A 12088-nucleotide genomic window follows, 5' to 3' on the forward strand; every position below is an offset into this window, starting at 1 on the left:
TAATATTATTTACTGTTAGCCGCCACTTCAGGTGCTTTTGTAGTCTCGTCTTTCCAGACTTCACCATCCGGGGCTTTAGGATCTTTAGGGTTTGAGCCCTGTAGCGAAATTACATAGCTTGCCACCTTTTGTATCTCCGATGGCTTTAGTGTCCCTTTCCACGGCACCATACCCTTACCGTCGCGCCCACCTTCGGTTATGGTGTGGAAGACATTTTTGATACCTCCGCCCAAAATCCAGTGTTCGTCCGTTAGGTTTGGCCCTATAGCGCCACCGGCATCTGCCCTGTGGCATGCGGCACAGTTGGTTTCAAATATCTTTTTCCCTTCTGCAAGTTCCCCTGCATCAGTCAGTAAGGTTACAGTATTGGCATCAATCAGGTCTTTAGCGGTCTTCCTGTATTCCTCAACGGCAATGCGCGCCTCTTCCATTTCAGTGTCAAATTCTGCTTTTTGGTCGTCACCGTCCATAATGTGGAAACGTACCAGGTATACCGCAGCAAACAAGATGGTTACATAAAAGAGCTTTACCCACCACGGAGGCAACACATTGTCCAGCTCGTGTATGCCGTCGTAATCGTGGTTCATAAGTACAGTACCCTCTTCTTCTATTGACTTGCCTTTTATAAAGAACCCTCTAAGTTTTATAAACCACGCACTCTGCGTGAAGTCAGTTTCATCGGCTGCGGCCAGTCTTGCTTTCTGCTCCTCGTTCATAAGGGCATTGGTTACCTTATCAACTGCAGCCACCATAATTTCAATGGCTATCAGTATGAAAACGACTATGAAAAGGAATAGCGAAACTTCGGGATATTTAATAAATGCCGGCCTGTCGCCTGAATCGATGAAAAACTCAAGTGCTGCAAAAATTATTGCAAATATCAGTGGTGCCCTTACATAAACAGGAAAATACTTTTTCATATGGCTTTGTTTTAAATTGTATTATTTTCATCCTCTCCCGAAAAAGGAAGGTTACTCAGTTCCTCAATTTTATCTTTCTTGTATGTGTAGACCCACGTGTACAATCCCACAAAAAAAATGAAGAATATAAGCAGCGAAATGATAGGGTAAATCTCAATCCCTGCAATGGATTCCAGATTGTGCTTTACAAACTTTAGCATGGCTTATTATTTTGAAGGTTTGTTTTCTTTAATCTTTATATCTGTACCAAGGCGCTGCAGGTACGCTATCAGGGCCACAATTTCGCGGTCTTTCATAGGAACAAACTCCTCACCCCTTGCCTGTGAAGCTTTTCGGCTTTCCTCGTAGCTCTTTACAAAGTCGGGATCCGCATGCAGGCTTTTCTCGATTTTGGACGCCTGCTCGCTAATGCTGGCTTTCGCATTGGCAATATCCTTTTTGCTGTAAGGAACTCCAAGTTGCCCCATCACTTCCATCTTTTTCTCAATGTCGGAATAATCCATTTTTTTGTTATCAAAGAGCCACTTATAGGCAGGCATGATTGAGCCTTCGGAAGTGCTTTGCGGATCCCACATGTGGTTAAAATGCCAGTTGTCGCTGTACTTGCCCCCTACCCTCATCAGATCCGGGCCGGTGCGCTTTGACCCCCACAGGAACGGATGGTCGTACACATATTCACCCGATTTGGAATACTCGCCATAACGCTCCACCTCACTTCTGAAAGGCCTGATCATCTGTGAATGGCAGCCTACACAACCCTCACGGATGTAAAGGTCACGCCCTTCAAGCTCCAATGGCGTATATGGTTTTACAGTAGAAATTGTAGGTATGTTGGACTTTACCATTATAGTCGGAACAATCTGTATAACTCCTCCTATCAGTACAGCAATGGTGGCAAGTATTGCAAGTTGTATCGGCTTTCTTTCAAGCCATGGGTGGAATTTTTCACCCTTAAGCCTTTTGCTGCTTATTTTTTGCAGTTCAGGCGCTTCGGCAAGCTCGTCCTCGATTTTCTGGCCCTGCCTTACAGTCATTATGATATTATACACAAGTACAAGCAATCCTATCACGAAAAGCGTTCCGCCTATCGCCCTCATCCAGTACATTGGCATGATTTGCTTCACCGTTTCAAGGAAGTTGCCGTATTTCAATGTTCCGTCAGGATTAAACTCCTTCCACATAGAAGCCTGGGTAAAACCGGCAACATACATAGGCAATGAATACATGATGATACCCAGCGTACCGATCCAGAAGTGGAAATTGGCCAGCTTAACAGAGTATAGCGAAGTCTTAGTCATGCGCGGTATGAGCCAGTAGATCATACCGAAGGTAAGGAACCCGTTCCAAGCCAGTGCACCGACGTGCACGTGTGCAACGATCCAGTCGGTAAAGTGGGCAATGGCGTTTACATTCTTAAGCGAAAGCATCGGCCCTTCGAACGTCGCCATGCCATAGCCGGTAATGGCAACCACAAAAAATTTGAGTACCGGGCTTGTGCGCACTTTATCCCACGCGCCGCGCAATGTCAGCAATCCGTTGATCATGCCACCCCATGATGGCGCGATAAGCATGATGGAAAATACCACGCCCAGGTTTTGCGCCCAGTCGGGCAACGCTGAATACAGCAGGTGGTGCGGCCCGGCCCAGATGTAGATGAATATGAGCGACCAAAAGTGGATGATGGATAGCTTATAAGAATACACAGGACGGTTAGCGGCCTTCGGTACAAAATAGTACATCAGTCCCAGGAATGGCGTGGTCAGGAAAAAAGCCACCGCGTTATGACCGTACCACCATTGTACCAGCGCATCCTGAACGCCTGCATAGGCTGAATAGCTTTTCATGCCACTTACAGGCAGGGCAAGGCTGTTAAAAATGTGAAGTATTGCTACAGTTATGAATGTGGCCAGGTAAAACCAGATAGCAACGTACATATGGCGTTCCCGCCTTTTGATGATGGTGCCAATCATGTTGATGCCAAACACCACCCATATCAGTGCAATGGCAATGTCTATGGGCCACTCGAGCTCGGCATATTCTTTAGAAGAGGTATAACCCAACGGGAGCGATATGGCTGCGGCGACAATGATGAGCTGCCAGCCCCAAAAGTGAATGTTGCTCAGTGCGTTGCTAAACATCCTTGTTTTAAGAAGTCGCTGCATTGAATAATAAATACCCGCAAACATAGCATTTCCCACAAAGGCGAAAATAACCGCATTGGTATGCAGCGGCCTCAGCCTTCCGTAACTTAGCCAGGAAACACCGTCGGTAAGGTTGGGGAACAGGTACATCGAGGCTATCAGCAGCCCCACGAGCATTCCCACTACCCCGAATACAATCGTAGCGTAAAGGAACTTTTTTACTATCTTATTGTCGTAATAAAATTGTTGCATTTCCATGATCAGGCGTTATTTTGATTTTGTGGTTTGTTTTCTTCCTTCTTTATCTCGTCGTCAAATAATACCCTGACAGAAGGGGTATAACTGTCGTCAAATTGCCCCTGCTTCACTGCCTTTATGAAGGCATAAAGAAAAAGGACCGCGACAATAATACTGATGGTGATCAATAAATAGATTACGCTCATGGTTCTTAAATTTATGTTAACAAAATTAGTTGAGGCACGGTTCTTAAAATATGACGATGGTCATGTTTACTGTTTTTTTTACAATTATTTTCTGCGTGCATAATAATTACTCATTACCGTCACAAAACTGATGATGGTAATTGTGCTCAGCGGCATGATGATCGCGGCTGTGAGCGGCATAAGCCTTCCTGTAACGGCGAAAGACAACCCCACCACATTGTACAGCAGCGACAGTACAAAACTCATCCGGATGGTGTTGATAGTCCGTTTGGAAAGCTGCATGAAATATCCCAGTTTTCGGAATTCTCCCGCATCGAATATGCCATCACAGGCAGGCGAGAACACATTGACATTTTCAGAGATGGCGATTCCGACATTGCTTTGTGCCAGAGCACCGGCATCGTTAAGCCCGTCGCCAATCATCATTACGTTACTGCCTTTCATTTGGAGATTTTCAATAAAAGCCAGCTTCTGCTCCGGTTTTTGGTTAAAATGAAATTCAGTCCCCAGAGGGAGCAGCTGTTCCAGCACATGCCTCTCGCCGGCATTGTCGCCTGATAGTATTTTAAGTGAATAATTCTTCTGCAATTCGGCAAAAAGCCCCTTCAGGCCTTCGCGATATTGATTATCAAAAACATACTTGCCCATGTAGTTGCGGTTAATGGCAATGTGCACGTTGGTCTGCATCAGGTTATCCTCCTCGTAGCCTACAAATGCCGCCGACCCGATTTTAATATGAATACCATCAATTACCCCACTAATCCCTTTTCCGGTTACTTCCTCAAAATCATCTACCGGGAGCGCGCGCGTCATAGGCAGCGCATCATACAGCATCCTGCTCAAGGGGTGGTTCGAGCCGCGCAGTACATTCCTTATGTACATCAGCTGCTTGTCGTCAGGAGCGGTACCCTCAAAATAGATTTCCGACTTTTTATTGGTGGTTATGGTTCCTGTCTTATCAAAAACTATGGTATCAATCTTTGCCATCTGCTCTATCACGGTGGCATTTTTAAGATAGAGTTTGCGGTTGCCCATTATCCGGAGCACGTTGCCCAACGTAAATGGGGCGCTCAAAGCCAATGCGCATGGGCACGCCACTATAAGCACGGCAGTAAACACATTGAAGGCAGTTTGCGTATCAATAAAAATCCATATGCCGAAAGAAACAACTGCTATCAATAGCAATAATGGAGTAAAATATCGGCTGATGGTATCGGTCATGGTCTTGTAATCCCTGTCGCCCTTTCGGGAAAACACGTCATTGCTCCACAACTGTGTAAGGTAGCTTTGCGATACCGACCGCAGCACTTCCATTTCGACCACAGGGCCAATCTGCTTACCTCCTGCATATATCTTGTCACCGGAATGCTTGGTTACGGGAACCGATTCACCTGTTACAAAGCTGTAGTCTATCAGGGTGCTCTCGCTCATCAGTATCCCGTCTACAGGAATGAGCTCGTTGTTGCGTATCAGTAGCCTGTCACCTGGCTGCACATCATATACAGGTATTGATACTTCGCCCCTGTCGGCCACTAACTTAGTTACCGCTATAGGAAAATAGGATTTGAAATCACGTTCGAAAGAAAGGAAATTATACGTTTTTTGCTGGAAAAGTTTTCCTAAAAGCATAAAGAACACCAGCCCCGTAAGGCTGTCGAAAAAGCCCTGCCCGTAGCCAAAGATGATGTCGACAGTACTGCGAACAAACATCACCACGATACCCAATGCGATGGGTACTTCGATATTTAACATGCCCGCCCTGACACTTTTCCATGCCGATATGTAATATCCGCTTGCCGAGTAGAGGAACGACGGTAATGCCAATGTAAATACAAGCCAACGGAAAAAGCCGCGGTAATTGTCCAGCCAGTACTCCTCCATTTCAAAATATTCGGGAAATGACAGCAGCATGATGTTTCCAAAGCAAAAGAACGCGACGCCCAGCTTATAGATAAGGTCGCGGCTCACACTTTTAGGCTTATTGTCATAATTGTCGAGGCTGATATAAGGCTCATAGCCAATGGAGTTGAGCATATATACAATTTCCTTAAGCGTAGTGGCCGATGGGTCAAAGATGATGCGCACCCTTTTTTCATGGAAATTGACCTGCGAGCTGCTTACGGCCTTGTTGAGTTTATTAAGGTTTTCCAATATCCAAATACAGGAGCTGCAATGGATGTGCGGAATGTAGAGGCTAATAATATGTAAATTGTCCTCTTCAAATTCCAAAAGCCTTTTAACGATGTCCTCATTGTCAAGAAAGTCATACTTGCCACTGATTTCCTGTGGTGTTGATCCCGGCGACCGCTCAAAGCTGTAATAATCCGTAAGCCCGTTGAGGCTGAAAATTTCATATACGGTCTTACAGCCGTTGCAGCAAAAAGATTTCTCATCAAAAATGATCTCCTCTTTCTTTACAACGTCCAGTCCGCAATGAAAACATTTTTGCGTGTCCATTATTTGCTCATTTTACCTGTGGGCAAAATTGGCTCCTATGCCCAGAAAGGGAAATGACATGCATCATTAAGGCTGTGCATGTTTAGATGTTAAAAGTGACAAAAGTCATATTTACTACAATCGGGCAGACGTAATTTTACACCAAAATTTAACCTCATGACCCGATATACCACAGCAGAAGAAGCCGTAAAAATCGTACAGTCCAACCAAAGGGTATATGTACAGGCCGCGGCAGCGACGCCTTACTTCCTTACCAAAGCACTGAGTGAAAGGGCCTCAGAGCTGCGCAATGTAGAACTTTGCCATCTTCATACCGAAGGCGAAGCGCATTATGCCAATCCTGAACTGGCCGACAGTTTCCATGTGAATTCCTTTTTCATTGGCAAGAATGTGCGCCACACGCTGGCAGCAGGCAACGGATCTTACACCCCAGTGTTCCTAAGCGAATTGCCAAACCTGTTCCGGCGTAAGATTATTGCCCTTGACGCGGCGTTCATCCATGTATCGCCCCCTGATGCCCATGGTTACTGCTCACTTGGCGTATCGGTAGAGGCAACGCTTGCCGCTATACAAAATGCAAAAACTGTAGTAGCGCAGGTCAACCCGCAAATGCCCAGGACCTTTGGCGACGGCATCATTCATGTTTCGCAAATTGATTATCTGGTGGAAGTCGATACTCCGGTGTTTTCGCACGGGCAAGGCGCTATTTCCGAAACCGAAAACAGGATCGGGCAGTATGTCGCCTCCCTCATTGATGACCGGAGCACGTTACAAATGGGTATCGGTTCCATACCGAATGCCGCGTTGTCGAACCTCAAAAACCACAAAGACCTTGGCCTGCATACCGAAATGTTCTCCGATGGCGTTATCGACCTCATCGAGAAGGGTGTCATCAACTGCAAATACAAAGGGGTGATAAAGGGAAGGGCGCTTGCCACGTTTCTCATAGGCTCGCAAAGACTGTATGATTTCGTAAACGATAACCCATTCGTCGAAATGCGCGAATCGTCATTTGTAAACGATACCGCACAGATACGCCGCAACCCGAAAATGGTGGCCATTAATTCGGCTATCGAGGTAGATGTGACCGGGCAGGTGTGCGCCGACTCGATTGGCATGAAAATGTATTCCGGTGTGGGTGGCCAGATGGACTTCATCAGGGGTGCCTCACTAAGCGAAGGCGGAAAGGCTATAATTGCGCTACCTTCAGTAACCAAAAACGGGGCCAGCAGGATTGTGCCTTTCCTTAAACAGGGAGCAGGAGTGGTGACTACTCGTGCCCATGCACAGTATATCATTACCGAATATGGCATTGCCGACCTTTACGGAAAAACACTCAAGCAGCGAAACAAGGCCCTGATTGAGATTGCGCACCCTGACCATAGGGAAGCCATTGAAAAAAGCTTTCATGAAGGAGCCGCCTGCTGACAACACTACCCTACGTTGCTAAAACAAAGCCGCACCTGTAATAGGCGCGGCTTGCCAACATAAATACTAAACCTAAACTTAAATAAAACTATATTTTTACGGCTACTCTACAACTTCTACAGCCAGGCCGTTGTTCCAGTTTTTGTGCTCATTATTATAGTACAAATAGGCCGATGAAGCTATTCCTAAATACTGTCCCGGAACCTGGGCCTTAAGGTCGATGTTTATTTTTCGTGTCTCCTGAGGCCCCATCTGCCTGAAGTACAGCACCAATTCGCTGCCAAAGATCTCGTAGTAGTCTACAATTTCTTTTTCTACCAGTTCCTTTAGCTGCCATGGCTCGGGCGACATGCCGCCAGGTATTCCAATGCGCACCAGCGGGTTATTTACCACAGATTTAGATGTATTGGCCACCTCAGCGCTTATTCTGGCGGTTTCGCTAACCTTTACCTTATTGCTGCTAAGCGATGTCTTCAGTTCCAGCAGGCATTCCGCCGAATTATCAGGCACATAGCTCATGTAATCTACATAGAAGAGAAACGGTACCGTCCTGCCTTCCTCGATGCCAATGGTAAAGGTATTTTTACCCAAAGCAATATTGCCCGATGTATTTACCGCTATATTGCCCGATGCATCAAAACCGGTACTGAGGGCAACGCTGTTTACGCTGGCACTAACCTCCGGCTGGCCGGGTACGTTTTGAGCCATTTTGGCAAAGGTAGTTACGGCTTTCAGCCCCAACGCTGTTGCCTGTGTAGAGCCAAACCCTCCCCTGCTTTTGCTGGATTGTATATGATCCAGTGCGCTAAGTAACTGCTCCGTAACCTTGCCTTCTTTCATGATGGCGAGTGCGTACAGCGACAGCCATTCCACCGTTTGCGATGTACCATAGCTGTGTACCACCGTTTGCTCTACCTTTACTTTATTGTAATCCTTTCCTTCGCTGTCGCTCCTGATGTTGCCTAACAGCTTTTTATACGAGGCAATGTCGCTGAGGTTATAAGCTGCCAACGACATCAGCGACATACGGTATATATCGCGGGTCTCCAACGCTTCGGCAAGTGCCTTTTGGTATTCATTGTCAAAGCCTTTTTCGCCAATTTCCGAAAGCACATATACTATGTAAGCGTTATTTACCTCATCTTTTATCGACGAAAAGCCATACTTGCCCTGATGCTGCCTAAAGCCGCCTTTGCCATCTTTCCTGGAATTCAGCCACTTCACAGAGCGCTTCACCAATGCGGCATCTATGTCGATGAAATCCTTCATTTCGTGGAACTGCAGCAGCCCGTATGCCGTGAGCGCCTCATGCCCCGGATTGCCGCCATACCACTCGAAACCACCTCCTTTCGACTCATAATTCTTCAGTTTCTTATAGCCGTTTTCCAGGTAACCCAATGCCTTTTTACGGAAGTCAGCATCCATGCCGCCTTTGGCAGTGAGCAGCTGCAACGCCATGATATTAGGATAGTTGGATGACGACACCTGCTCAAAACACCCCGACGGTTCACGCAACATGGATTCCAGCCCGTTTGACAATTCGTTATACGGATTCACAATGAACTTCAACCCCGACTTAATGCTGTTATCCAGCGCTTTGCCTACGTTAAAACTGCCTGAAGTGCTTTTTGTTCCCGAAAATGCCAGGCTTACCGGGAAACCTTTACCATACACATCCATAAGCTTCTCAATGGTAGATGTATAGCTGCCTGAAGTCACTTTTACCTTTACTTTCAGGCCATTGCCTGTTTTTACGGCAGTAATCGGAAAGTATACCGTGCGGGCCTCACGGGGATTAAGCGTAATGCTTTGCTTTTCAGCGGTTGCCAGGAAGTTCGGATTGCTTTCAAGTACAGCATCCACGGTAACAGCCTGTTCTGAGTTGTTTTTTAGCCATAGTGGTATCCTTACAACGTCTTCCTGAGTGGCATATAGCGGTAGTTTCAGGTCAGATTGCATGGTTTCCAGCACGGCGTAGGAATGCTTGCCCTGCCCCAAATCTCCTTTGTAGGATGTCCCTTCTGCCACTATCGTAAAAGTAGTCGTATCGTCAGAATTATAGTACCCAAACTGTGCTTTGCCCTCCGTATTGGTTTGTACGGTGGCATTCCAGTAGATGCAATTCCTGAAGTCGGTTTTTTGCTCCGTTTGGGTATTTTTGTAGACCGGCATGTAGAATTCTGAGGATACAGAAAGGGATTTTGTGGTATGCCTTGATATGATTTTTGGGGTATAATGGTAGGATTTACCGAGCAGTATCCCGTTACCACCATTAAATTTGCTTGTCCTCACCACGATCACGCCATTGGCACCCCTGTTCCCATATATGGCTGTCGCCCCTGCATCTTTTAAAATAGATACCGATTCTATGCTTTGAGGCGAAATTGCCCTGAAACTATCCGCATTTAACGGTACGCCGTCGATGACAAACAGCGGCTCCACATAGCCGTTAATAGACCCATACCCCCGTAAAACCACGGTACTGTTCGCGCCCGGCTGACCTGATCCAGTAGATATATTCAGCCCGGCTACCTGACCCTGAAGGCTTTGCACAATTGATGCATTAGGCCTGCCTTCTATAGTCTTGGAGGAGATCGTGGTCACTGCCGCTGTCATATAGGAGCGCTTTTGGGTACCATACCCAATTACCACCACCTCTTCCAGTTGGTTGCTTTCTCCTTCCATGATAACTTTCCCATCAGACACCTGCCGTACTTCGGCTATGGCAGACTTTGGCTTTTCGATAGGGGCTATCTCCCTGCTCTCCACTGCGGCCAGCTTCAGCTTACTTTTCAGCCCCGCTACTTCATTCAGGTCGGTTACCGAGTTCTTTATTGTATACTCCCGGTTCTTTTCGCTTTCAGCTACCAGCCATGCTTCCCTTTCGTAATGTGTACGGGTAAACTTAAAATACCCTTCAGCATTGCTTTTGGTTTCGTACACCTTACCCGTATCAGAAAATAAGTATACCTTCAGCACAGCCGGATTGCCTTTGGTATCGAGTATAAAACCTTCCACATCCGAGCTTTTTTCGGCCATTGCCGTTGCCTGTTTGCCGTCAAAAGCATTTATCTCTTCCTGTGCGAAACGCCTCCAGCCGTGGGTGTTGAGCAACATGTCGAGCGCCGCCAGCCTTTTCTCCAACGGCTCTTTTTCGTCGAAGTAAAATCGTGGCTCGTGGATGCTCCCTTTCAGCTCGTGGCCAAACAGCATCCAGGTCAGCAGGTTGTGCTGCTTGTCGTCAATATAACTCAGTATCTTCTCATCCACCACCGAAATGGAAAGGCTCGAAGCCACGGGCTTGCCGTCCCTGTCTTTCGTCGTAACCGATACATTCACTTTCTCCCTGGGCAGGTAGTGCTCTTTATCGGTTTTCAGCTCAATTTTCAGGCCTTCCCTGTAATTGATAAACACCAACCTTTCGGCAACCGTTTTACCATTGGCAACCAGCGACAGGGCATACATACCCGTGGGCAGCCCCTTTGTTTTCATTGTCAACTCATTACGTCCCTCTGATGCTTTTATGCCTACCGACTCACGCACCTTATCGCCATTGCGCACCACCATTTCACAATTTGCCGTAGCCGGAGCATATAATACAATTTGCAATGCACCATCAATAGGCTGTACCGTAAAGGTATAGCCCGCAGCCAATGCCAACGGTAGTGCATAGTGCTGTTTGGCTTCAAAGGGTGCCGTAATCACGGCAGCATACATTTTTCCCTGCTCCGGGGTAAAGGCCACCTTGCCCATACCATCATAAAAACTGGCAAAGTCGGCTACCCTGTTGCCATGCTGGTCCTGAATGTACCCGGCCACATCCAGCTGCTTGCCAAACTCATTCTTCGCGATGAAGAATACATTAGACGGCTGCCCGGCAACATAACTGCCGCTTTCGGGCAAAAACTGCAGGTCGGCAAAGTCAAGGCTTATCGGTATGGCACGGGTAACCGATTCGCTGATGCCGTCATACTGCACCCGCACGTTCACAAGCCCATCGTTGGATTGCAGCACTTCCGGCAATTTGAACTTTACTACGGCCTTGCCATTGGCATCGGTCGTACCGGATTGTGTGCCTATATTTTTCCCTTCTATAAGCACATCATATGCAAATGCATGCTTGCTGAGCGGCTTGTTGTCATTGCTCTTTAATGTAAAGTCAGCCTCACAGGTATCGCCAGGCCCATAGCCTTTTTTCCGGAAATCAAGTGTCATGAGCATCCGGTTCGCCGATACCTTCTGCACGAAAAAGCTCTTCTCGAAAGCCGGTTCGCCCAGCTGTTCCTGCAGTTTGGTATATGCTTTCAGGCGGTACATGCCCCCCGGATGATTTGCTGTAAGGGTAAACGACCCCGCTGCCCCGCCCTGCGCCACCATGTAGCATTGGGTATCGAGCTTTTTGCCTGCACTGTCGTAAATCTCCACATATACGTAGTCGCTTTGCAGCGTAGGGCTGTTATCGGCATTGGCTACGTACAGCTTGTAAAAAACGGTCTCTTCGGGCAGGTAAAGCACATTGTTGAGATGTGCATATACTTTTTCCGACTGGCGCTGCTTATAGAAGGCCTGCATTTGCGATGTGCCGTTTTGTCCTGACGCCAGGCCGGAAATCAGCAGGAATAGTATGATTGCTAAGGTTCTCATGTTTTTTAGTTTTAAGGGTCTGCTTACTTTATTTCTATTAACCACATAACTTGTC

Annotated in this window: 7 protein-coding genes; 1 reads left to right on the plus strand and 6 read right to left on the minus strand. The window is 47.0% G+C overall.

Features of this window, described 5'->3' with window-relative positions:
* Positions 1–5: 5 nt before the first annotated feature.
* The 5 genes from OGH69_RS11905 to OGH69_RS11925 all read right to left on the minus strand — a co-directional run bounded on the left by OGH69_RS11905 (position 6) and on the right by OGH69_RS11925 (position 5961).
* Positions 6–920 (minus strand): cbb3-type cytochrome c oxidase N-terminal domain-containing protein, encoded by a 915-nt coding sequence (locus OGH69_RS11905; RefSeq protein ID WP_265174701.1) that lies wholly within the window; start codon positions 918–920, stop codon positions 6–8.
* An 11-nt stretch (positions 921–931) separates the two neighbouring features.
* The gene (locus OGH69_RS11910) at positions 932–1120 is read right to left on the minus strand and encodes a CcoQ/FixQ family Cbb3-type cytochrome c oxidase assembly chaperone (protein ID WP_265174702.1); all 189 of its coding nucleotides are present in this window, start codon (positions 1118–1120) and stop codon (positions 932–934) included.
* 6 nt (positions 1121–1126) lie between these two features.
* On the minus strand, positions 1127–3319 hold the full coding sequence (ccoN, locus tag OGH69_RS11915; protein ID WP_265174703.1) for a cytochrome-c oxidase, cbb3-type subunit I: 2193 nt from the start codon (positions 3317–3319) through the stop codon (positions 1127–1129).
* 2 nt (positions 3320–3321) lie between these two features.
* Positions 3322–3504, minus strand: coding sequence for a cbb3-type cytochrome oxidase assembly protein CcoS (gene ccoS / locus OGH69_RS11920; RefSeq protein ID WP_265174704.1), 183 nt, complete (start codon positions 3502–3504; stop codon positions 3322–3324).
* An 84-nt stretch (positions 3505–3588) separates the two neighbouring features.
* The gene (locus OGH69_RS11925) at positions 3589–5961 is read right to left on the minus strand and encodes a heavy metal translocating P-type ATPase (RefSeq protein WP_265174705.1); all 2373 of its coding nucleotides are present in this window, start codon (positions 5959–5961) and stop codon (positions 3589–3591) included.
* A 156-nt stretch (positions 5962–6117) separates the two neighbouring features.
* Here OGH69_RS11925 and OGH69_RS11930 point away from each other — a divergent pair, with 156 nt between their 5' ends.
* The gene (locus OGH69_RS11930; protein WP_265174706.1) at positions 6118–7389 is read left to right on the plus strand and encodes an acetyl-CoA hydrolase/transferase family protein; all 1272 of its coding nucleotides are present in this window, start codon (positions 6118–6120) and stop codon (positions 7387–7389) included.
* Positions 7390–7491: 102 nt separating this feature from the next.
* Here OGH69_RS11930 and OGH69_RS11935 read toward each other — a convergent pair whose 3' ends face one another.
* Positions 7492–12033 carry a TonB-dependent receptor plug domain-containing protein gene (locus tag OGH69_RS11935; protein ID WP_265174707.1) on the minus strand — a complete coding sequence of 1514 codons (4542 nt, stop codon included), beginning with the start codon at positions 12031–12033 and terminating at the stop codon, positions 7492–7494.
* Positions 12034–12088: the final 55 nt, after the last annotated feature.

The sequence above is a fragment of the Flavobacterium sp. MFBS3-15 genome, assembly GCF_026107645.2.
Taxonomy (GTDB): Bacteria; Bacteroidota; Bacteroidia; order Flavobacteriales; family Flavobacteriaceae; genus Flavobacterium.

Bases quoted from the DNA above. Each gene is read 5' to 3' on its own strand.
- OGH69_RS11910 (WP_265174702.1), bottom strand. From the start codon at position 1,120: ATGCTAAAGTTTGTAAAGCACAATCTGGAATCCATTGCAGGGATTGAG.
- OGH69_RS11930 (WP_265174706.1), top strand. From the start codon at position 6,118: ATGACCCGATATACCACAGCAGAAGAAGCCGTAAAAATCGTACAGTCC.
- OGH69_RS11905 (WP_265174701.1), bottom strand. From the start codon at position 920: ATGAAAAAGTATTTTCCTGTTTATGTAAGGGCACCACTGATATTTGCA.
- ccoS (WP_265174704.1), bottom strand. From the start codon at position 3,504: ATGAGCGTAATCTATTTATTGATCACCATCAGTATTATTGTCGCGGTC.
- OGH69_RS11935 (WP_265174707.1), bottom strand. From the start codon at position 12,033: ATGAGAACCTTAGCAATCATACTATTCCTGCTGATTTCCGGCCTGGCG.
- OGH69_RS11925 (WP_265174705.1), bottom strand. From the start codon at position 5,961: ATGGACACGCAAAAATGTTTTCATTGCGGACTGGACGTTGTAAAGAAA.
- ccoN (WP_265174703.1), bottom strand. From the start codon at position 3,319: ATGGAAATGCAACAATTTTATTACGACAATAAGATAGTAAAAAAGTTC.